The 21310-nt window shown below is 72.3% G+C and carries 18 protein-coding genes and 1 pseudogene; 8 read left to right on the top strand and 11 right to left on the bottom strand.

Annotated features, from left to right (window positions below; all coding sequences use genetic code 11):
- Nucleotides 1–8: 8 nt before the first annotated feature.
- The 4 genes from ACFHWS_RS14245 to ACFHWS_RS14230 form a co-directional block, all read right to left on the bottom strand.
- A complete protein-coding gene (locus tag ACFHWS_RS14245; RefSeq protein ID WP_416554764.1) occupies nt 9–653 on the bottom strand; it encodes a DUF1707 SHOCT-like domain-containing protein in 645 nt (214 codons plus the stop codon).
- Nucleotides 654–716: 63 nt separating this feature from the next.
- Nucleotides 717–2096 (bottom strand): FAD-dependent oxidoreductase, encoded by a 1380-nt coding sequence (locus tag ACFHWS_RS14240; RefSeq protein ID WP_416568331.1) that lies wholly within the window; start codon nt 2094–2096, stop codon nt 717–719.
- A 36-nt stretch (nt 2097–2132) separates the two neighbouring features.
- Entirely contained in the window at nt 2133–3347 is a 1215-nt protein-coding gene (locus ACFHWS_RS14235; protein WP_416568330.1) for a carboxylate-amine ligase, read from the bottom strand.
- A gap of 95 nt (nt 3348–3442) precedes the next feature.
- Complete coding sequence (locus ACFHWS_RS14230; RefSeq protein ID WP_416554758.1) at nt 3443–4231, bottom strand: hypothetical protein; 789 nt, start codon at nt 4229–4231, stop codon at nt 3443–3445.
- A 369-nt stretch (nt 4232–4600) separates the two neighbouring features.
- Between ACFHWS_RS14230 and ACFHWS_RS14225 the strand changes: the two genes are divergently transcribed.
- The 3 genes from ACFHWS_RS14225 (at nt 4601) to ACFHWS_RS14215 (ending at nt 8592) form a co-directional block, all read left to right on the top strand.
- Nucleotides 4601–6019, top strand: a complete 1419-nt coding sequence (locus tag ACFHWS_RS14225; protein WP_416554756.1) for a carbohydrate-binding protein — start codon at nt 4601–4603, stop codon at nt 6017–6019.
- Between the two features lie 557 nt (nt 6020–6576).
- The gene (locus ACFHWS_RS14220) at nt 6577–7074 is read left to right on the top strand and encodes a DinB family protein (RefSeq protein WP_416554754.1); all 498 of its coding nucleotides are present in this window, start codon (nt 6577–6579) and stop codon (nt 7072–7074) included.
- A 114-nt stretch (nt 7075–7188) separates the two neighbouring features.
- Nucleotides 7189–8592: a chitinase gene (locus tag ACFHWS_RS14215; protein ID WP_416568329.1), complete on the top strand. Its 1404-nt coding sequence runs from the start codon at nt 7189–7191 to the stop codon at nt 8590–8592.
- 61 nt (nt 8593–8653) lie between these two features.
- Here the strand turns inward: ACFHWS_RS14215 and ACFHWS_RS14210 are convergent.
- The 5 genes and pseudogenes from ACFHWS_RS14210 to ACFHWS_RS14190 form a co-directional block, all read right to left on the bottom strand.
- Nucleotides 8654–10478 (bottom strand): annotated as a pseudogene (locus tag ACFHWS_RS14210) (heavy metal translocating P-type ATPase).
- Nucleotides 10479–10902: 424 nt separating this feature from the next.
- On the bottom strand, nt 10903–11571 hold the full coding sequence (locus tag ACFHWS_RS14205; protein WP_416554750.1) for a DedA family protein: 669 nt from the start codon (nt 11569–11571) through the stop codon (nt 10903–10905).
- Nucleotides 11572–11650: 79 nt separating this feature from the next.
- Entirely contained in the window at nt 11651–12679 is a 1029-nt protein-coding gene (locus tag ACFHWS_RS14200) for a LacI family DNA-binding transcriptional regulator (protein WP_416554748.1), read from the bottom strand.
- A 245-nt stretch (nt 12680–12924) separates the two neighbouring features.
- Nucleotides 12925–13311 carry a hypothetical protein gene (locus tag ACFHWS_RS14195; RefSeq protein ID WP_416554799.1) on the bottom strand — a complete coding sequence of 129 codons (387 nt, stop codon included), beginning with the start codon at nt 13309–13311 and terminating at the stop codon, nt 12925–12927.
- An 88-nt stretch (nt 13312–13399) separates the two neighbouring features.
- On the bottom strand, nt 13400–13768 hold the full coding sequence (locus ACFHWS_RS14190; RefSeq protein WP_278167410.1) for a hypothetical protein: 369 nt from the start codon (nt 13766–13768) through the stop codon (nt 13400–13402).
- A 200-nt stretch (nt 13769–13968) separates the two neighbouring features.
- On the opposite strand from ACFHWS_RS14190, the gene ACFHWS_RS14185 reads away from it, so the two are divergent.
- The 4 genes from ACFHWS_RS14185 (at nt 13969) to erm (ending at nt 16835) form a co-directional block, all read left to right on the top strand.
- Entirely contained in the window at nt 13969–14652 is a 684-nt protein-coding gene (locus ACFHWS_RS14185) for a hypothetical protein (RefSeq protein WP_416554746.1), read from the top strand.
- A 28-nt stretch (nt 14653–14680) separates the two neighbouring features.
- Nucleotides 14681–15601: a Gfo/Idh/MocA family protein gene (locus tag ACFHWS_RS14180; protein WP_416554744.1), complete on the top strand. Its 921-nt coding sequence runs from the start codon at nt 14681–14683 to the stop codon at nt 15599–15601.
- 28 nt (nt 15602–15629) lie between these two features.
- Nucleotides 15630–15758, top strand: a complete 129-nt coding sequence (locus ACFHWS_RS14175) for a hypothetical protein (protein WP_416554742.1) — start codon at nt 15630–15632, stop codon at nt 15756–15758.
- Nucleotides 15759–15965: 207 nt separating this feature from the next.
- A complete protein-coding gene (gene erm, locus ACFHWS_RS14170; RefSeq protein ID WP_416568328.1) occupies nt 15966–16835 on the top strand; it encodes an ErmE/ErmH/ErmO/ErmR family 23S rRNA (adenine(2058)-N(6))-methyltransferase in 870 nt (289 codons plus the stop codon).
- Between the two features lie 9 nt (nt 16836–16844).
- On the opposite strand, the gene ACFHWS_RS14165 is transcribed toward erm, so the two are convergent.
- Both ACFHWS_RS14165 and ACFHWS_RS14160 read right to left on the bottom strand, forming a co-directional pair.
- Nucleotides 16845–18200 carry an Hsp70 family protein gene (locus ACFHWS_RS14165; protein WP_416568327.1) on the bottom strand — a complete coding sequence of 452 codons (1356 nt, stop codon included), beginning with the start codon at nt 18198–18200 and terminating at the stop codon, nt 16845–16847.
- A complete protein-coding gene (locus ACFHWS_RS14160) occupies nt 18184–20262 on the bottom strand; it encodes an Hsp70 family protein (RefSeq protein WP_416568326.1) in 2079 nt (692 codons plus the stop codon). Before ACFHWS_RS14160 ends, ACFHWS_RS14165 begins: the two co-directional genes overlap by 17 nt.
- Before the next feature lie 382 nt (nt 20263–20644).
- Here ACFHWS_RS14160 and ACFHWS_RS14155 point away from each other — a divergent pair, with 382 nt between their 5' ends.
- Entirely contained in the window at nt 20645–21235 is a 591-nt protein-coding gene (locus ACFHWS_RS14155; RefSeq protein ID WP_416554797.1) for a TMEM165/GDT1 family protein, read from the top strand.
- Nucleotides 21236–21310: the final 75 nt, after the last annotated feature.

Here is a 21310-nt window from a genome sequence, read left to right as displayed (position 1 = left end):
CGCCGCCGTCACCACCATTTGCGCTTCGGTGGCCGCACCACGACCGAACCGAAGATCACGTTGCAGCTCACCTGGATGATCGGGGCACCGGGCCGGGGCGGTGCGGTCAGCTTTGACTTCTTGTCACCGAACACCGCCGTGCCGGTCATCCGGACGTCGACCCCTTCCGGCACGTACACGGTGACCGAGCCGAAGATGGCAGTCGCCTCGATAGTGGTCACCTGATGCTGGATCTGGGCATCCTGCAACTCGATCTTGCAGTCGCCGAAGACCGCCCGCGCCTCCACCCGGTCCGGCACCAGCCAGTGCCCCTTGCGCACCTCGTCACCGAAGATCGCCACCATCCGCTCCACCGGGGCGGGCAGCGTTGCGCCGCCGCCCGATACCGCCGGGTACGCCGGATCGCGCGCCGCCAGCGCACCCGGCCCGGCGGCGGCCGGCAGCCCACCCGACGGCTCGGTGGGCAGGTCGGCGGTGAGCCGGGCCAGCTCACCCCGGGTCTTGGCCTGATGTGCCTCGGTGGCCCGGTCGGCGTACTCGTCGAGGGTCAGCCGGCCTTCCGCGGTCGCCTGGCCGAGCAGCTCCACCACCTGCTCCCGCTCGGCGTCGGAGACGCGCAGGTGATCGCCGCTGGGGTGGGTCGCCGAGTCCACCCGCCAAGCCTAACGGCACGCCCGACGGCAACCGCCACCCGCCCGGTCCGGGCGGGCGCCGGCTCACGGGGTCTCGGCGACGGCGTTGTTGGCCCGCCGGGCGGCGACCAGCACCGGATCCCAGACCGGCGAGTACGGCGGGGCGTAGCCCAGGTCGAGGGCGGTCATCTCGGCCACCGACATCCGGTTCCACACCGCGACGGACAGCACGTCGATCCGCTTCGCCGCGTCCGAGGTGCCGACGATCTGACCACCCAGCAGCTGCCCGGTGTGCTGCTCAGCGATCAGTTTGATGGTCATCGGTGCGGCACCGGGGAAGTAGCCGGCCCGGTTGTTCGACTCCACGGTGGCGCTCACATAGGCGTACCCGGCTTTCGTCGCCTCGCGTTCGAGCAGCCCGGTGCGGGCCACCTCCAGGTCACAGACCTTGGTGATCGCGGTGCCGATCACCCCGGGGAAAGTGGCGTAGCTGCCGCCGATGTTGATCCCGGCCACCCGGCCCTGCTTGTTGGCGTGGGTGCCCAATGGGATGTGCACCGGCCGGCCGCTGACCCGGTGGAAGGTCTCGACGCAGTCGCCGGCCGCCCACACGTCGGGCACCCCGATCACCCGCATCTGCAGATCGGTACGGACGCCGCCGGTGACGCCGACCGGCAGGCCGGCCTGCTCGGCGAGCCCGGTGTTCGGCCGTACGCCCAGACCCAGCACCACGACGTCGGCCGGCACCGCGCCTTCGTCGGTCAGCACCTCGCAGACCCGCCCGTCCCGCTCGTGCAGGCCGGTGACCGTTACGCCGGTACGCACGTCGATGCCGAGCCCGACCAGCGCTGAGCGGACCAGCGCTCCCATGTCCGGGTCGACCGTGGACATCGGCTGTGGGCTGCGCTCCACCAGGGTTACCGCCAGGCCACGCCGGATCAACGCCTCGGCCATCTCCACCCCGATGTACCCACCGCCGACCACTACCGCCCGACGCGGCACCGGTTCCTGATCGAGCCAGTCCCGCAGCGCCGCACCGTCCTCGAGAGTCTGCACCCCGAACACGCCGGCGGCGGCGTTGCCCGCCCACGGCGGCTGCGCCGGCGCCGCTCCGCTGGCGTACACCAGGGTGTCGAACGGCTCGCGGACCTCCCGCCCGCCGTCGCCGAACGACGTGGCCACCACCTCCCGCGCGGCAAGGTCGATCCGGGTGACCTCGTGCCGGATGCGGACGTCGATGTGGTGGTCGCGGCGGAACGTCTCCGGATCGCGGACGATCAGCTCCTGCGGGTCGTCGACCAGGCCGGAGATCCAGTACGGGATTCCGCAGGCCGAGTACGAGGTGAACCGGCCCCGCTCGAACGCGACGATGCTCAGCTCGTCGGGGCCACGCAGTTGCCGGGCCTGAGACGCGGCCGACATGCCGGCCGCGTCACCGCCGATCACCACCATCCGTTGCGCCATTTCACATCTTCTCCAGTCGGGTCCGGTCGGACCGGATCAGCGGTCCGGTGGGGGGAGTGGCGGCCGGTCCGGCGGGGGAGCGGTCACGTGCGGCGGTGCCGGGATGATCGACCGGCTGCGGGTCTGCGCGGCCAGGTAGTCCACCACGGCGCCCAGGTCGCCGGTGCCGGCGTGCACGGCCCGCTGCCGGGCCGCCCCGGTGCCCCGGGCCCGCAGCCGGCCCAGCAGCGAGTCCACCAGCGCGACGTCGCCGTGCCGGTCGAGCTCGGGGCGGACGGTGTCGACCAGCCGGCGCAGCAGATGCCAGCCGGGACGCAACGCGGGTGCCCCGGTGGCCAGGTCCACGGCCTGCCCCTCCAGTCCGTCGTGCGCGGCCCGCCAGTGGGCGGCGACCAGCACATGATGCTCCACGTCGACCGGTGGCCGGTCCTGTTCCACCGCGGTGAGCGCGGTGCCGACCAGACCGCGGACCAGTGCGGCGAGCAGGATCGTGTCGTCCAGGCTCGGGCAGACGTCGCCGATGCGGACCTCGACGGTGGGGTAGTGCGCCGACAGTCGGGCGTACCAGTGGAGCATCCCTTCGTCCAGGATGAGACCGGCGGTGGTCAGGTCGTCGACCAGTGACCGGTAGTGCTCGTACGAGCGTAGCTGTGGGGCCGGGGCGACCGCCGGCCAACGCTGCCACATCACCGACCGCCAACTGGCGTACCCGGTGTCGACGCCGTGAAAGAACGGTGAGTTGGCGGTCGCCGCCTGCAGCACCGGCAGCCACGGGCGGAGGTGGTTGAGCACCTGTACGCCGACCTGCTGGTCCGGGACCGCGACATGCACGTGCAGCCCGTTGGTGCCCGAGCCGGGCAGCAGCTTGCCGTACCGTTCGACGATCCGGTGGAAGCGTGGGTCGTCAACCACGTCGGGCTGCGGACCGGCGACCGGTGCGGTGCCGACGGCGAGCAGCCGGACACTGGCCCGCTCGGCGGCGTCGGCGACCCCGGCGCGCAGCGTCCCGAGGGTACGCCGCAGCGCCCGTAGGTCCAGGCCGGGTGGACTGCCGATCTCGATCTGGCTGGTCTGGAACTCCCGCTGCACCTGCCCGCGCAGCTCCGGCGGGATCTCGGCGAGCACCGCCGCGACCGCCGGTGCGGCGGCACCCGACCGGCGGTTGACGAGCAGGAACTCCTCCTCCACACCGACGGTCAGCGCGTCGGGCCGGTGCCGGGCCGGCTCGGCGGCGACAGTACTGCTGGTCATCGGGCCATCCTGCGCCTTCGGACGACCCGGCGGTACGGCTTTGCGGTGCCGCCGGCCGCGCCGGTCGGCTCAGCGTTCGCGGATGGGCGGTCGGTTCAGCGTTCGCGCCGGGGTGGCCGGGGCAGCGGCAGGTCGTGCCGACCGGCGATCAGCTCCTGGACCCGGATCTTGGCCAGGATGATTGGTTGCCGGTAGCGGCGCTCGCGGTCGGCGGACCTGGCTCGTCGCCACTCGGCCCAGCGGCTCTCGCCGCGGTAGAACCAGCGCGCCCAGGGCGCGTGCGGCCGGGCCAGCCGTAGCGCGCCGACGATCAGCAGGACCGGCAGGAACAGTCCCAGCAGCCCGGTCCAGATCTTGCCCTTGAGCAGGGTGATCGCTGCCAGCACCAGGTTGATCACGATGAGCGCGGCGCCGGCGAACTGTGCCGGGTCGGTCTCGCCGGTGAGGAATTCGTTGGCCCCCAGCGGTCGCAGGCCGAGTAGCAGCAGCCCGGAAACGGCGACCGCCACGAAGACCGCGTCGATCGAGGTGCGGCCGCGCTCCGACCAGTAGACGTCGCTCAGATGCAGCAGCAGGGCGAACTCGTCGAGCACCAGCGCGGCGCCGACGCCGAACAGCGCGGCCGCCACCGCTCGCCACACGGTCGTCTCCACCGGGATCGCCAGCCCGGCAACCCCGGCGACCAGCATGAAGACCACCCCGAAGACGACGTGATGGATGTGCAGGTCGCCCCGGGTGACGTTGCCGGGCCACCAGCGCACCTGTGCCCGGATCATCCGGACCGAGAATCGGATGAACGCGAAGCCGAGGACGACGCCGACGAAGAAACAGAACAGCGGCAGCCGGCCGGTCGAGACTATGGTCTGCTCGAACCAGCCGTTCACCGGACTCCTCCATGCGACACGCGCACCTTGTCTCCTTATCCACTGCTACGCAGGGATTCAACTGACTTTACGAGCTGTCCGGCCTGGCCGGACGGGTTCAGAGCCAGTCTCCACGCCGGTTGCGACATCGACATCGGTTGACAAGTCCGACCTGGAGACGTACAACTCTGAGAGCGCTCTCTCGATGAGTTGAGCGATCCCCGACCGTCCCCATCAGTTCTGATATCTCAAGACCGAAGATCGGCAACCGTGCCGGAGAGAACGCTCTCAGCCGGTCGGCGGCATCTGCCCTGATCCGGACCAAGAGTCGGCGAGCGGCCACCCCCCAGCAGGCCGTGACCGGCCCACACCCCAGCAGAGAGGCCAGTGATGAATTCACCCCCGCGACGCCCTCGTCGCCCCATCCGTACCCGGATCGTCGCCGCCGCAGCGGCGCTCACCGCGACCGCCGTCGTCACCTCGGTCACCGCGCACGCCAACGCCGCGATCCCGCCCACCCCCAGCGGCTGGGACCTGCTCTGGAGCGACGACTTCACCGGTGCCGCCAACACCCTGCCCTCGTCGGCCAACTGGATCATCGACACCGGCACCAGCTACCCCGGCGGCCCGCCACAGTGGGGCACCGGCGAGATCCAGACCTACACCAACAGCACCGCCAACGTCCGGCACGACGGCAACGGCAACCTGCGGATCACCCCGATCCGCGACGGCGCCGGCAACTGGACCTCGGCCCGGATCGAGACGGTACGCAGCAACTTCAAGCCGCCGTCCGGTGGCGTGATGGCGATCGAAGGCCGGATCCAGGTGCCGAACGTGACCGGGGCCGCCGCCTCCGGCTACTGGCCGGCGTTCTGGGCGCTCGGCTCGCCGTACCGGGGCAACTACCAGAACTGGCCGGCGATCGGCGAGTTCGACGTGATGGAGAACGTCAACGGCCTGAACAACGTCTGGGGCGTACTGCACTGCGGCGTTGCCCCGGGCGGACCGTGCGACGAGTTCAACGGCATCGGCGGGTCCCGGGCCTGCCCCGGCGCCTCCTGCCAGTCGGCGTTCCACACCTACCGCTTCGAGTGGGACGCCAGCGCCAGCCCGCAGCAACTGCGGTGGTACGTCGACGGACAGCACTACCACACGGTCACCCAGGGGCAGATCCCCGAGCCGCACTGGTCCAACATGACCACCCACGCCGGCTACTTCATCCTGCTCAACGTGGCGATGGGCGGTGCCTTCCCGAACGGGGTCGCCGGCTCCACCACGCCGACCGCGAACACCGTCTCCGGCGTACCGATGCTGGTCGACTACGTCGCGGTCTACACCCGCGGCGGGTCGAACCCGCCGCCGACCACCCCACCACCGCCGACCACCCCGCCGCCCGGCGGTGGGGTGAACGCGTACGCCGCGATCCAGGCCGAGGCGTTCAACGCCCACAACGGGGTCGGGACCGAGGCGTGCAGCGAGGGCGGCCAGAACATCGGCTGGCTGGCCGACGGCGACTGGGCCCGCTACGACAACGTCGACTTCGGCTCGACACCGCCGCGTGACTTCGTCGCCCGGGTCGCCTCCGGTGCCGGTGCCGGGGCCAGCGGCCTGGTCCAGGTCCGCATCGGCAGCCCGACCGCCGCGCCGATCGGCAGCTTCGCCGTCGGTGACACCGGCGGCTGGCAGACCTGGCGTACGGTGCCCGGCAACGTCTCCGGGGTGACCGGCCGGCAGACGGTCTACCTGACCTTCAGCAGCGGCCAGCCGAACGACTTCGTCAACGTCAACTGGTTCCACTTCCGCCGCTGACCTCGACGGGGAGCCCGGCTGGTCGACCCGCTTCGGGGGGGGCGAGCCGGGCTCCCCTCGCCCGCGGTGCGCGCGAACGGCGAGGGGTTCAGCCTGGCGAGGCCTTCCTGCCGCTCATAGGGGAAGTTGCTCCTCGTTGCGGGCGACCGATGATGACGGTGGCCACGGTGGGTCGTCGCAGCAGCCAGTTGACCGCGATCTGCAGGCACCGCCCGGCCGGTCTCGCGGGACAGTTCCTCGAGGACGTCCACGACGCGGAACAGGTACTCGTCGTCGACCGGGGGACCGTGGGTGGCGCGCTCGTCGAGCACGGCTTCGACCGTCTGGACCTCGCCGACGTGGCGCGCCGCGCCGAGGTGGGCAAGGACGGTCTACCGCCGCTGGGGCACGGTCGCCGTCCGCATCGCCGAGTGGGGCACCTGCGTGGAGCAGGCCGTACGGCGGGCGGAACTGCCCCAGGGCACGGATGCCGCCGAGGTCATCCGCGCCGTCTCGGCGCCCGCTGCCACGGGGCCGGCCTCGCGCCCGTACTCCCGGTCGGCTGGGATGCTTCGGGCATGCCTTCCTACCCGCCGACATTCGCCGACCAGGTCGTCACCCAACCGCTGCGCGCTCAGTTCGAGGCGTTCCTCGACGAGCACCGCAGCGCACTCAACCGCTGTCTGGACGGGCTGACCGAGGAGCAGGCCCGCCGATCGTTGGTCGCCTCCCGGACCACGTTGCTGGGTCTGGTGAAGCACACGACCTTCGTCGAGAAGGTCTGGTTCGACGAGGCCGTGACGTGCCGGCCGCGTACGGAGCTCGGGCTGCCCGCTACGGCGGACGAGTCGTTCATCCTCGCTACCGACGACACGATCGCCAGTGTCCAACGCGCACACCGCGAAGCCTGCGAAGCGTCCCGCCGGGCGACGTCGTCCCTGGAGTTGGACGACATCCTGCACGGCAACCGGAGAGGTCCGCTTCCGCTGCGCTGGGTGTACCTGCACGTGCTGCGCGAGCTCGCCCAGCACTGTGGGCACGCGGACATCCTCCGCGAGCAGCTTGCCGACGAGTAGTACGCCGCCGCCTTCGCTGCCGCCGCTCACCGCCTTCGACCTCGGCCGAGGTGTTTACAAAACTGTTAAGAGTCTTAATAATTGCCGCACTGGTGCTTCGAGGGAGGGATGTCGATGAAACCCGTACGGATAGCCGCCCCGGTGCTGGCCGCGGTCCTCGCCGCCGCAGGGGTGATCTGGGCGGCCGGCCCGGCCCTGGCCGCCGGCCCCACCGCGACCTTCGAGAGAACCTCCGACTGGGGCAGCGGCTGGGAAGGCAAGGTCACCGTCGCCAACGGCGGCGCCACCGCCATCACCGCCTGGACCGTCGCCTTCGACCTGCCGGCCGGCACCACGGTCGGCACCTACTGGGACGCCCTGCTCAGCGTCTCCGGGCAGCGGTTCACCTTCACCAACCGCAGCTGGAACGGCCAACTCGCGCCAGGCGCGTCGGTCTCGTTCGGATTCCTCGGCAGCGGGCCGGGCAGCCCGACCAACTGCACCCTCAACGGTGCGTCCTGCGGCGGCCAGCAGCCGCCAACCACGGCCCCACCCACCTCCGCGCCACCGACTACCGCGCCACCCACCACCGCGCCCCCGACGACCTCACCCCCCAGCACGGCGCCGCCAACCGACGACGGGCTGCCGGAGCACTTCCTCACCGGGTACTGGCACAACTTCGACAACCCGGCCGTCGAGCTGCGGCTACGCGACGTGCCGGCCGAGTACGACCTGATCGCGGTCGCCTTCGCCGAGGCCACCAGCACCCCCGGCGCGGTCAGCTTCGGCATCGACCCGGGTCTGTCCGCCGCACTCGGCGGCTACACCGACGCACAGTTCAAGGCCGACCTCGCCACCCTGCACCAGCGCGGCAAGAAGGTGATCATCTCGATCGGCGGGGAGACCGGCCGGGTCGCGGTCAACGCCCCCGCGTCCGCCGCTGCGCTCGCCGACAGCCTGTACCGGCTGATCCAGGACTACGGCTTCGACGGCGTCGACATCGACCTGGAGAACGGGCTCAACCCGACCTATATGGCGGAGGCGATGCGCGCGCTGCGCAGCCGGACCGGGCCGGGGCTGATCATCACGATGGCACCGCAGACCATCGACATGCAGTCAGCATCGGTGTCGTACTTCAAACTGGCGCTGGACATCCGCGACATCCTGACCGTGGTGCACACCCAGTTCTACAACTCCGGGTCGATGCTCGGCTGCGACCAGGCGTTTGCCTACAGCCAGGGCACGGTCAACTTCATGACCGCGCTGGCCTGTCTGCAACTGGAATCGGGCCTGCGGCCCGACCAGGTGGCCCTCGGCCTGCCCGCCGGTCCGGGAGCGGCCGGCGGCGGCATCGTCGCCCCGACGATGGTCAACCAGGCACTCGACTGCCTGGCCCGGGGCACCAGCTGCGGCAGTTTCCGGCCGCCGCGCACCTACCCCGGCATCCGGGGTGCGATGACCTGGTCGATCAACTGGGACGTGACCAACGGCAACGGGTTCGCCCGTACCGTCAAGCCGCACCTGGCGACGCTGCCCTGACCGGCGGCCCGGCCACCCGCAGCGGGTGGCCGGCCCGGACGACCGGGCCGGCCACCCGCCGCTACCGCTCGTCCGGGGCGAGCCGCACCCGGCGGAGCAGTTGCGCGTTGAGCGCGACCACGATGGTGGACGCGGACATCAGGATCGCCCCGACCGCCGGGCTCAACGTCAGCCCGGCCCAGGCCAGCACGCCGGCGGACCACCCCGGTGACCCCGCGCGGGTCGGACGAGGCGAGAACGACCCCGGCGGACTCGATCGCGACGTCGGTGCCGGCCCCAATCGCGATGCCGACGTCGGCTCGGGCCAGCGCCGGTGCGTCATTGACGCCGTCGCCGACCATCGCCACGGTCAGCCCCCGGGCCTGCAGGTCCGCCACCGTCTTGTCCTTGTCAGCGGGCAGCACCTCGGCGAAGACCTCGTCCACGCCGGGCCGGAAGCCGAGATCGGCGGCGACCGCCTCGGCGACCTGCCGGGCCTCGGGCCGGACCTCGTCGGCCAGCCCGATCGCACCGAGCACCTCGGCTCGGCCGCCGTCGAGCCGCAGCAGATGCAGCACGGCGGCACCACGCTGCGACCAGCCCACGGTCGTGGTGGTCAGCTCCGGCGGGACTGCGGCGTCGAGTTCGCCCAGCAGCGCCGGGCCGCCGACGGCATAGTGGGTGCCGTTCACGTTTGCCTGCACGCCCCGGCCGGTCAACGACCGGAAGTCGGTTGCGGCGCTCGTCGGACCGCGTCCGGTGGCGGCGGCCACGATGGCCCGGGCCAGTAGGTGCTCGCTGTCGGCCTCCACCGCCGCGGCCAGCCGCAGTACGTCGTGCTCGGTGCGCCCGGGGGCCGCCGCGACCCCGGTCACGGTGTGCGCGCCCCGGGTCAGGGTGCCGGTCTTGTCGAACAGCACCGCGTCGACGGTCCGCATCCGTTCCAGGGCCAGCCGGTTCTTGACCAGGATTCCGGCCTTGGCCGCCACGGCCGTCGACAACGCGATCACCAGGGGGATCGCCAGGCCCAGGGCGTGCGGGCAGGCGATCACCAGTACGGTGACCGTCCGTACCACGGAGTCGTTGAGGCTGCCAAACGCCCACCAGGCGCCGAAGGTCAGCACGGCGGCGGCCATCGCGGCGTAGAACAGCAGGGCGGCGAACCGGTCGGCGAGCATCTGGGCCCGGCCGCTCGATGCCTGGGCCTGTGCGACGAGGCGCTGAATGCCGGCCAGGGCGGTGTCCTCGCCGACGGCCTCGACCCGTACCCGGACAGCCGAGTCGGTCGCGACGGTGCCGGCAACCACCGGTGCACCGACGCGTCGGTGCACCGGCCGGGACTCTCCGGTGATCATCGACTCGTCCATCTCCGCCTCGCCGTCGGTGATCCGCCCGTCGGCGGGCACCCGGGCACCGGAGCGCACCAGCACCAGATCCCCGGCCCGCAGGTCGGCCGCCGTGACCTGCTGGACCTGCCCGTCGTCGGCGACCCGTTCCGCGTTGTCGGGCAGCAGCGCGGCCAGCGCGGACAGCGCCCCCTGTGCCTGGCCGATCGCCCTCATCTCCTGCCAGTGGCCGAGCAGCATGATCGTCACCAGCGCCGCCAGCTCCCACCAGAAGTCCAGGTCGAAGGCACCGAAGCTGGTGGCCAGCGAGGCCAGGTAGGCGACGGTGATAGCCATCGAGATCAGCAGCATCATGCCGGGTGCGCGGTCGCGGACCTCGCGTACCCCGCCGACCAGGAACGGCCAGCCGCCGTAGCAGAACACCACCGAGCCGAGCACCGGGCCGACCAGGGACATACCGGGAACATCCAGCGAGTAGCCGAACCAGTCCATCACCATGTGACTGGTGACCACGGCCGGTACGGTCAGCGCGAGACTCAGCCAGAACCTGCGGCGGAACATCTCCGGGTCGTGGCCGGTGTGCTCGTCGTGTCGGGTGCCGTCCGTTTCCACGTCACCACGATACCCCCCAGGGGTATTATCACCAGTAATGGGGTTTCATGAACCTCGTGGTCGGCCTGTGCCACAGTGGGTTGGACGGGAGGCCCGGCGGTGGTTACGCGTCGGCCGACACGGACGCCGCGACGATGTACGTTGATCCACCCAGCCGAGGGAGCCCTCATTGTCGTCAAACCGGCCCGGAGACAACCAGGTAGGTTCCCTCGATGCCCGTGGTCATCCGACGCAGACACGTCCCCCGCGTAGCTCCGGGGAACCCAAGGTATCTCCTGGACGTCTACCTCGTCCCGACGGTGTCGCTCTGAGTCAAACTGGCCGGGGGCTTATCGGCACCGGCGACGGCTCGTCGGCCGAACCGTCCCTGGCATCAGGGCGACGGTCGGCGGCCAGCGGCAGCCCGACGGCGGCGACGCCGGACCTGGCCGACCACCCAGTAGACGACCAGCCCGCCGAGCAGTACGAGGACCGCCACGTCGAACCAGCGGCTGTACCGCTCGACCTGCTGCCACTGTGAACCGAGCGCGAACCCGGCACCGACGAACAGGGCGTTCCACACCCCGCTGCCCAGCGTGGTGAAGGCGCTGAACCGGGTCAACGGCATCCGGTCGGCGCCGGCCGGCACCGAGACCAGGCTCCGCACGACCGGCACCATCCGGCCGAACAGCACCGCCCACCGCCCGTACCGGTCGAACCACCGGTCGGCCTTGTCCAGGTCTTCCAGATCGACCAGCGGCACCCTGTCCAACCAGCGTCGCAGCCGTGCCTCGCCGATCGCCGCACCCAGCCAGTAGAGCAGCAACGCGCCGGCCAGCGAGCCGATCGTCGCCCCGACCCAGACCCCGACCAGATTCGCCCGGTCCTGGCTTGCCAGGTAGCCGGCCATCGCCAGCACCACCTCGCTGGGGATCGGCGGGACGACGCTCTCCAGCGCCACCAGCAGGCCGACCCCGAGCTCGCCCAGCCGGGCGATGACATCGGCCACCCAGCCGGTCAGCCCGCCGATCTGGTCCGGTGGGGTGTCGACGGTGACGGCCATGGCGCTCCCTGCGTCGAGGTAAGTCCATCGGATACCCGGCGGCCGACGGCGCTACACCTGCTCAACGACCGGCTACGCCTCACGTTGGGTCAACGACCGCTGACGGCCGGCGACGTACCGAGCTCTCCCGGACCTGCAGCTTGGTGGGCAGGGTGACGGTGGTCGCGGCCCGGTCGGGGTCGGCGATCCGCTCGATGAGCAGCTGGGCGGCGGTCTCGCCCAACTGGTACGTCGGCTGGGTCACGGTGGTCAACGCGGGCCGAACCAGATGTGCCCACGGCAGGTCGTCGAAGCCGACCACACCCATCTCCGCCGGCACCGCGATGCCCTGGTCGACCAGGTACTCCACCGCACCAACGGTCATCAGGTTGTTCGCCGCGAACAGCGCATCCGGTCGCGGTCGTAGCCGCAGCAGCTCCGTCATCGCCCGGTAGCCTCCGTCGGAGCGGAAATCGGCATGGCGGACCAGCTCCTCCTGGTACGGCTGCCCGGCATCGGCCAGTGCCCGCTGGTAGCCACCCAGCCGTCGGCAGGCGGTCCAGACGCCACGTCGCCCGGTGATGCAGGCGATCCGCCGGTAGCCCGAGTCGAGCAGGTGCGCGGTGGCCAGCCGGGCGCCGTGCTCGTTGTCCACCAGTACGGTGTCGATCCGGCTGCCGTGCAGCTGCCGGTCGACCACCACCACCACCACCGGCACCCGGGCGGCGGTGAGCTGCCCCAGATCGGCGGCCGGCCCGGACGGGGCGATGATTACCCCGGCGACCTGTTCGGCGAGGACGGCGTTCAGGTAGCGGCTTTCCTTGGCCGGATCCTCGTCGGTGTTGCACAGCACGACCGAGTAGCCGGCCTGCTGGGCGAGGTCCTCGACGCCGCGGACCAGGGCGGTGAAGAACGGGTTGCCGATGTCGCTGATCACCACCGCCCACAACGTGGTCCGGCTGCGGCGCAGATTACGGGCCACCGCGTTGGGCCGGTAGTCCAGCTCGCGCATCGCCCGCCGGACCCGGTCCGCCAGCGCGGGATCCACGTTGGTGTGGCCGTTGACGACCCGGGAGACGGTAGCCGGGGAGACCTCCGCTTTCCGCGCAACGTCGTAGATGGTCGCCATTGTTCATCGCCCTCTTCACTTGCTCCCGGCCCGAGGGTGCCGGTCACGGAACCCGGGACGATAATTACAGACCGGGTACGGAGCGCGATGGCCCAGCAGATCGGACACCCATGGCGTAGCGCATGCAGTCCGGCGCTGAGCTGCGACGCCGTGACCGTCCACTGTCGGGATACCGACACCAGTGAAGATTCCACAGCGGACATCCGCTGACCGGTGCCCGCACCAGCCCGAGCGCGGCGTACGAACTACGCCGTTGCGCCGGCGCCCGGATCGGCCGAGGCTCGGCCGCGGCGCAGCCAGAGAAGCCCGACGACCGGCAGCACCAGCGGGATGTAGCCGTAGCCGCTGCCAAAGCCCGACCAGACCGTCTCGTCCGGAAACGCCGCCGGCACCGCGAGACTCGCCGCGCCGATGCCGAGTACGCCGACCAGCTCCACCGTGCAGCAGCCGTACGCGATCCGCCGGCCGACCGGGCCATCGATGATCAGCCCGGCGGCCGCCACCAGGTACACCACTGCGGCGAAGGCGGAGAGCAGATACGCCACCGGCGCCTCGCCGAACCGGGTGGCGATCTGCACGCCGGCCCGGGACGAGGCGGCGATCGCGAAGAGGATGTAGACGCCGATCAGCACCCGTCCCGGCCCGCTGCGGGTCCGCGCCGTCCGGCCGGTGCGCGCCGTCCGGCCGGTGCGCGCCGTCCGGCCGTCCGTCGACGTCGGGTCAGCCACCGCCGACCGCCGTCCAGGTCTGCTGCAGCCGGACCACCAGCACCGGAATCACCAGGGCGAAGACGCCGACGGTCAACGAGCCCCACCGGGTCGGCTCCATCCGACCCAGCACCCCCGCCATCGGCGGCAGGCTGAGCGTGGTGATCAGGTAACCGGCGAAGACCGGTGGTTCACCGGGACGCTCCCCACCGACCAGCGCCACCACGGCGGCCACGGTCAGTGCGAGCAGGGCGACCTCGACCACCGCCAGCCCGCCGTACTGGATCAGACCCGGCGGCCGGTCCAACGCCGCGCAGAGCAGCGCCCAGCCGGCGACGGCCAGCGCGCCGACGATGACCACGGCGGCGATCGGCCCGTTCACCGCCGCACCACCGGCTCAGCTGCCACAGTCACGCCGAACACCATACTCACCAGCTACCCGACCCGCCGAGGTGCGCCCCCGCCGGTCGCCGAGGACCGGTAACCGGCGCTCCGATCCGCAGTGTTCGGACGGTGGCTGTCGGTATCAGCCGGAGTTTATAGTCAGTCCGGGACGGTCCGATCCACCCTGGGGAGGGTGTGGTGGTTGGCGTCGGCATCTGGGGCCTTCTGATCGCCAGCTGTCTCGTCCTGCTCGCCCTGCTCGCGCTGGCCGCGTTGGCCGCCCGTACGGCGGAGCACCCGGCCGACCGGCGGGCGCTGCGGGCCGAAGCCGACGAACTCGCCGCCGAGGCGCAGGCCATCGCCGTCGCGGCCGCCACCGCCCGGACCGCCGCCGACCAGCTGCGCGACCGGGCGGCCGCCGCCGAGCTGGCCCGCGACGACGCCTGGCAGCGCCAGGAGACCGCCGGCCGGGCCTATCAGCAGGCGATGCTCGCCGACCAGGAGGACCGGCCGGCGGCCGTCGTCACCGGTGCGCCGCTGCCCGCCGAGCACGGGCGCGATGTCAGCCGGGCCGCGCTCACCGCGTACCGCCGGGGCGACATCTCGGTGCAGCAACTGCGTACGGTGTGGCGGCGGGCCGGTGGCGCGTCGCCGGATCCGACGGCGGCCGGCCGAGCCGACCGGGCCGTCGACCGGCACCGCGTCCGCGACCAGGCGGCCCGCCGGGAGTACGACGTGGTCGCCGCCGCCGCGCGTCGGGCCACGGAAGCGGCCTATATCGCCGAGCTGAGTGCTGCCGGGCTGGCCGAGGAGGCGGCGGCCGCCGCAGCCGACGCAGAGGAGGCCCGCTACGTCGCGGACCGGGCCGAGCGGTCACACTGAACTCCGGTCGACGAAGGGAGACGCGGCGATGGCATTGCGGTTCGGTCTGTTCGGCACCGGGCACTGGGCGGCCGAGACCCACGCGGCCGGGCTCGCCACGCACCCCGGCGCGGAGCTGGTCGGGGTCTGGGGACGGGACCGGGCGAAGGTTACGGCGCTGGCGCAGCGGTATGGCGTCGCGCCGTACCAGGACGTGGACGCGCTGCTCGCCGACGTCGACGCGGTCGCCGTCGCCCTGCCGCCCGACGTGCAGGCAGGGATCGCGGTCCGCGCCGCCGACGCCGGCCGGCACCTGCTGCTGGACAAGCCGCTGGCGCTGACCCTGCCGGACGCCGACCGGATCGTCGCGGCGGTCGACCGGCGGGCCGTCGCCTCGGTGGTCTTCTTCACCAGCCGGTTCAACCCGGCCATGATCGACTTCATTGCCCGGCCGGCCAACGGTGCCTGGCACGGTGCCCGGGGAGCGCTGTTCGCGGCGATCTCCGAGCCCGGCAACCCGTATGGTGCCTCGCCCTGGCGGCGCACCTACGGCGGGCTGTGGGACATCGGCCCGCACGTGCTGTCGGTGGTGCTGCCGGTGCTCGGCCCGGTCGCCCGGGTCGCCGCGATGCCCGGCCCGGCCGGCGGGGTGCACCTGCTGCTGCAACACACCGGCGGGGCCACCAGCACGCTGTCGCTCAACTTGGACGGCCCGGTGGCGGCGAAGACCTTCGACGTCACGTTCTTCGGTGAGCCCGGAATCGTGCCGGTGCCGCACCGGGACGCGACCACCGGGCAGGCGTTCCACACGGCCGTCGACGCGCTGCTCGGGCAGGTCACCGCCGGCCGGGCCGGACACCCGTGCGACGTCCGGTTCGGCCGGCAGGTGGTGGCCGTCCTGGCCGCCGCCGACACCGCCCGGACCGAGCAGCGCACCGTCAACGTCCCGGCTGAAAAACCGGTCGCCTGAGCGATGCCCGCCGGTTAATCTGCCAGGCGTGTCGACCACCTTCCAGGCGCTGATCCTGACCGGCGGTACGCCGGCCGGGTGGTGCCCGTTGCTGACTGCCCGCCCGCGTGCCCGGCGTCCCGTCCTGGCCTGCGGTCAGTTCGCGCCCGGCAGTTGACCGGCAGCTGACCGGCACTCCGCCGGTCACCAGTGCTGCTGATTCCGATCCACCCGTCGGCCCGCCGACGGGTACCAGTCGCGCGCGAAGCACCCCGCCCCGGCCAGGGCGGTCCGAGTCCTGCCCTTTCTGGACCGGCCGCCGGACCGGCGGCCGGTCCGTGAACCGCCGAGCCGGCCCCTGCCGGCCGGCAGACTGGACCTGGCCGTGCCTCGCCCCCACCGCAAATCTGATCCGACACGCAGATCCGATCCGACGCGAAACCTCGACCCGACCCGGGTCGGTGCCGCCACCGGCGCCGACCGTACCCGTCGGGCCTTCTCCCAGACCTTTCTGCACGACCGGTCGGCCATCGACCGGGTGGTCCGGGCCGTACGGCCCACGCCCGGTGAGCTGACCATCGAGGTCGGTGCCGGCACCGGGCAGCTGACCCGGGTGCTCGCCCGGGTGCTCGCCCGGGTCGACGGCCGGCTCCTGGCGTACGAGGTCGATCCGGACCTCACCGCGCGCCTGGCCCGCCGGTGTGCCGATCTGCCGAACGTGACGCTGGCACCCGGCGACTTCCTGGCCGCCGGGCCGCCGGCCGAGCCGTTCGCGGTGGTCGGCAACATCCCGTACGCCGCCACCGCGCCGATCGTGCGGTGGTGCCTGCACGCGTCCCGGCTGCGCGCTGCCACCCTGGTGACCCAATTGGAGTACCCCCGCAAACGCACCGGCGACTACGGTCGATGGAGTCTGCTCACCGTCCGCACCTGGCCGGAGTTCGACTGGCGGCTGGCCGGCCAGCTGCCGCGCACCGCGTTCCGGCCGGTACCCGGGGTGGACGCCGGCATCCTGCGGCTGACTCGCCGCCCGGTGCCGTTGGTGCCGCCCGCCGCGACACCGGCGTACCAACGGCTGGTCGAGCTCGGGTTCAGCGGTGTCGGCGGTTCGGTGGCGGCGTCGCTGCGGCGTGGCTTTCCCGTCCGCCGCGTCGACGCGGCGTTGCGGGCCACCCGGATCCCGGTCGACGCCCTGGCCGGCGAGATTTGGCCGGAGCAGTGGCTCACCCTGTTCCGGCTGATCACCGCCCGCTGACCCGTCGCCTCAGCCGGTGGCCAGCGCCAGCCACTGGTGGCTGGTGACCTCGGCGCTGGGCGGCACCAGCAGCCGGTCGAGTGTGCCCGGCGTCGCGGCCACCAGATCCCACAGCGCGCCGCCGGGCAGCCGGACCCGGGCCAGCGGGGTTCCCGCCGGATACGGCTGGCCCGGCACCACCAGCCAGCGATGCAGCCGCGCGGACCCGCCCGGGATGCCGAACGACAGCGGAACCATTGCGGTGGTCTCCGTCGACGCGCGGATGGTCCGTGGGCCACTGCGCGGCAGCCACCGGGCGGCACCGTGCACGGTCGCCAGCTCCGGCTCCTCCACCTGACGCAGCGGGCGCTGGAAGGCGTCGTGTACCGCCTGCGCCACGGCAGGCATCCGGGCCCCGCCGCCGACCAGCAGCACCGATCCGATGCTTGCCGGTGGCACCCCGACGGCGGCCAGCATCTGCCGGCAGCAGGCGATCGTGCGGGCCAGCAGCGGGGCCACCAGCTGCGCCAGGTCCGCTCGGGTCAGCCGGTACGCCGGGGTGTCCGGCAGCAGGAAGTCCTCCACCGCCGGGGTGTCACTGAGCTGGTGCTTGATCCGGTTCGCGAAGTCGGTGACCGCCATGCCGAGCCGCAACGTGGCCGGGGCGGACTGGCTGGCTGCGGCACTGGCCAGCAGCGGCGCCAGCCACTGCTGGCCGTCGGCGTGGATCCGTCCGGCCAGCAGCGCGTCGATGTCCCGGCCGCCGCAGTCGTCGATCGCCGCGTGTCCGAGCACCTCGTGCCAGCGTTCGTCGATGCGCACCAGTGCCGTGTCGAAGGTGCCTCCGCCCAGGTCGTAGACCAGCACCAGCTCGCCGGGGACCGGCGGTGGGCCGGCGACCGGGGCGAACGCGGCCGCGACCGGCTCCGGCAGCAGCTCGACCGGGCCGAGACCGGCCGCTTCGGCTGCGGCGATCATCTGCGCGCGGCGCGGGTCGTCCGGGCCGTACGACGCCGGAACCGTCACCACCGTCCGGTGCACCGGGGCGCCGTTTCGCCGCTCGGCCTCCGCCCGCAGCGCGGTCAGCACCGCCGCGACCTGCTCGATCGGCCGGAACCGGCGATCCCCGAGCGTCATCGGCACATCGGCGGCCATGCCGCGTTTGAACTCGGCGGCGTACGCGGTCGGCTCGGACCGCTTCCGCCGCTCCGCCAACGCGCCGACGATCATGCTCTGGCCGTCCCAGTGCACCGCCGACGGCCAGGTCGGCGCGCCGGTGACCGGGTCCGGTACCAGCTCACCGGTCTCACCGGTGACCACCATCGCGGCGGAGGAGGAGGTGCCGAAGTCGACCACCAGGACGGGCTGGTCAGACATCCCAGACATCGATCAGGCTCCGCTCGTTGGACTCCCAGTTGGCCAGCAGGTGCCGGCTGTCGGCGCTGAACCCGACCCGGACCCGCTGCCCGGTGCCACCCAGCACCCGGAACAGCTCCTGCCCGGTCGACGTGTCCTGCAGGACCACCGCGGCGATGCCGTCGAGCGCGCCGGCGACTGCGGCCCGCAGTTGCCCGTCGGCGCTGACCACAGCCGTGCCGAACCCTTCCCGCCGGCTGTGCTCGGCGAACTCCGGCATCCGCTGCTTCCACCGGTCGTCGGTGATCCGGTCGATCTGGCTGCCGGTACGCAGGTCCCACAGGGTCGTCACGGTGCGCCGGTACCGGCCTACCGCCTTCGCCCGGCCCTCGGCCGCTGCCCGCCACCCGGTCTCGTCGATCAGCACCCGGTGCGGCTCGCCCGGATCGCGGAACCGGGCGCTGAGCTTGCCGGTCTCGATATCCCACACCGAGATGAACCCGTCCGTGGCCCAGGCCACCACCGCCAGCCGGCCGTCCGGGTCGACGAACACCCGGCCGGTCGGCTGTGCGCCGGCGGTGTGCTCCGGGCGGAACTCGGCGCGGACCGTGTCGTCGGCGATCGCCCGGAGCCGGACCAGCCGGGCCGCCGGGTCGCACTCCACCAGATGCTCGCGGTCCGGGGTGAGCAGCCAGCTCCCGGTGGACTCCAGGTGCCGCCGCCGGGGCGGCGGCTGGCGCTGCAGGGCCACCGCGTCCTTCGCGGTGGCCACCACCAGGACCGGGCCGACCAGGTCGCCCGGGTACGCCTGCTGGCCCAACTGCCGGCCGTGCTGGGCGGCGGTGAGCTCGAAGACCCGCTCGTCGGGGGTACGGATGTGGGCGAGTACCGCCCCGGCCGGGTAGGGCTCGCCCGGCGGCACGCACCAGCGCAGCAGCCGGGCCCGACCGCCCGGGATCTCCCACGAGGTTGGCTCGGTGCGCCACCGCTGAGGCTCGGCGGTGACGGTGCGCCCGCTGGTGCCGGCCGCGAACCGGGCCGTGCCGCGCAGCACCGCCAGCTCCGGGTCCGAACCGCAGCGCAGCGGCCCCGGCGACCCGGCGTCGATGATGCCGAGGCCGGCCCGCAACGTGGTGTGCACCGCCGGCAGGTAGGCGTTGCCGCCGGCGACGACCACCGCGGCCAGGTCGGCCGGTGCGGCGCCGACCGCGCCCAGCACACCTGCGGCGCCCTCCACCAGCCAGCGCAACGCCGGTTCGGCGAACGCGTCCAGCCAGGCCCGGGTCAGCCGGTACGGCGGGGTGAGCGGGGTGAGGTGATCGACCACCTCGTCGGCGTTGACCAGTTGGTGCTTGAGCCGGCGGGCGAAGTCGATTGCCTCGTGGTAGGCGCGCAGCCCGGCGTCACCGGGTGCGGCGAGCATCGGCTCCAGCCAGGCCCGCCCCTCGGTACGCAGGTCGTTGATGAGCAGCGCGTCGAGCTCCTGCCCGGCCGGGCTGGTCTGCTGAGCGAGCTGGACGGTGTGGCTGCCGTACACCTGCACCAGCGCGACGGTCCAGGTCGCGCCGAGGTCACAGACCAGCACCAGCGCGCCGGCCGGCAGGTTGTCGCCGGTCGTCGGGTCCAGCGCCGCCGCCACCGCGCTGTCGATCAGCTCGACGTCGCGGAACCCGGCGGCCGCACCGATGGCGAGCATCGTGTCCCGACGGGGATCGCCGGGCAGGTAGTCCGCCGGCACCGACAGGGTCAGCCGGTCGATCTGGCCGCCGTACAGTTGGCGAACCTCATTGGCGACCACGGTGAGGTACGCGGTGAGCGCCTCGGCGCCGGTGACCTCCCGGTGTTCCAGCCGCATGGCCGCCTGGGCGTCGACGGCCCGGCGTGGCCCGTCGATGTACCGCCGCGGCATGGCCCGCTTACGTACCTCGGACGGAGTGCCGACCAGGAATCCCTCGTCCGCCAGACACACCGACGACGGCCAGCTGGTCGCTCCGCTGGCCGGTTCCTTGACCAGGGTCGTCTGGTCCGCGACGACCAGCGCCACCCGGGTGCCCGAGGTGCCGACATCAACCACCAGGATTGGCTCGGTCATGTTCCCGCCCTCACCACAGCAGTTCGGCGATTGATCGTCCTGAAAGTTCCGGGACAGTGTCCGTTAGCGCCGCCGTCACGTCCACCCTGGGGCGATGCGCGCGGTACGCCACGGACAGGGGTGAACGTAACGGAAACTGGTCGCGTTGGTGGACCCGCCCCCGTGTGTTCGGTCACCAACCGCGATCGTCGCTGCTGGAACCGCTAGACTCGGCGACTGCGAAGGGGAGTAGCTCCCAACATCGCGGTCGACACACTGGTGCTGCGCACCCGGCCGCGACGACCCGGCGGTACGTCGGGTGGGCGAGACCTTCGACCCAGGCTGCAGTAGCCGGGTCGAGGTCCGCGTGCCACGATCCGGCCCCGACCGGATGAGAGGCACCATGGACGGCTTCCTTGCCGCGACCGCGATCAGCTTCGGCGTGATCTTCATCGCCGAGCTGGGCGACAAGTCACAGCTGATGGCGTTGACCTTCGCCACCCGATTCAGGACCTGGCCGGTGCTGATCGGCATCACCGCGGCCACCGCCGTCGTGCACCTGGTGTCGGTCGCCCTCGGGTACGGCCTCGGCGTGGCCCTGCCCACCGGCTGGATCGCGCTGGCCGCCGCGCTGGCGTTCATCGGGTTCGGCTTCTGGACACTGCGCGGCGACACCCTCACCGACGAGGAGTCCCGCCGGGCGCAGCGGACCACCAGGACAGCGGTGATCGCCGTGTTCACCGCCTTCTTCCTGGCCGAGCTGGGGGACAAGACGATGCTGGCGACGATCACGTTGGCCACCCGGCACGGTTGGTTCGGCACCTGGCTCGGCTCCACGCTCGGCATGGTCGCGGCAGACGCGCTGGCCATCGTGGTCGGCCGGCTGCTCGGCCGGCGGCTTCCCGAACGGGTGATCGCGTACGGGGCGGCAGCGCTGTTTTTCGCGTTCGGCTGCTGGCTGCTGGTCGAGGCGGTCGTCGAACTGGCCGGCTGACCCGGCGCCCGTCGATGTCGGCCGTGCGCACAGCAACACGCGTACCGACGGCCGGTCCTGGGTACGTTGAGCGGT

The sequence above is a fragment of the Micromonospora sp. LOL_013 genome (assembly GCF_048060315.1).
Classification (GTDB): domain Bacteria; phylum Actinomycetota; class Actinomycetes; order Mycobacteriales; family Micromonosporaceae; genus Micromonospora_E.
The sequence above is the reverse complement of the archived record's forward strand: the minus strand, read 5'-3'. Positions and strand labels throughout refer to the sequence as shown.

Excerpts from the sequence above, each read along its gene's own strand:
- ACFHWS_RS14240 (WP_416568331.1), bottom strand. The coding sequence starts at position 2,096 with ATGGCGCAACGGATGGTGGTGATCGGCGGTGACGCGGCCGGCATGTCG.
- ACFHWS_RS14235 (WP_416568330.1), bottom strand. The coding sequence starts at position 3,347 with ATGACCAGCAGTACTGTCGCCGCCGAGCCGGCCCGGCACCGGCCCGAC.
- ACFHWS_RS14225 (WP_416554756.1), top strand. The coding sequence starts at position 4,601 with ATGAATTCACCCCCGCGACGCCCTCGTCGCCCCATCCGTACCCGGATC.
- ACFHWS_RS14220 (WP_416554754.1), top strand. The coding sequence starts at position 6,577 with ATGCCTTCCTACCCGCCGACATTCGCCGACCAGGTCGTCACCCAACCG.
- ACFHWS_RS14215 (WP_416568329.1), top strand. The coding sequence starts at position 7,189 with ATGAAACCCGTACGGATAGCCGCCCCGGTGCTGGCCGCGGTCCTCGCC.
- ACFHWS_RS14205 (WP_416554750.1), bottom strand. The coding sequence starts at position 11,571 with ATGGCCGTCACCGTCGACACCCCACCGGACCAGATCGGCGGGCTGACC.
- ACFHWS_RS14200 (WP_416554748.1), bottom strand. The coding sequence starts at position 12,679 with ATGGCGACCATCTACGACGTTGCGCGGAAAGCGGAGGTCTCCCCGGCT.
- ACFHWS_RS14180 (WP_416554744.1), top strand. The coding sequence starts at position 14,681 with ATGGCATTGCGGTTCGGTCTGTTCGGCACCGGGCACTGGGCGGCCGAG.
- ACFHWS_RS14165 (WP_416568327.1), bottom strand. The coding sequence starts at position 18,200 with ATGTCTGGGATGTCTGACCAGCCCGTCCTGGTGGTCGACTTCGGCACC.
- ACFHWS_RS14160 (WP_416568326.1), bottom strand. The coding sequence starts at position 20,262 with ATGACCGAGCCAATCCTGGTGGTTGATGTCGGCACCTCGGGCACCCGG.
- ACFHWS_RS14155 (WP_416554797.1), top strand. The coding sequence starts at position 20,645 with ATGGACGGCTTCCTTGCCGCGACCGCGATCAGCTTCGGCGTGATCTTC.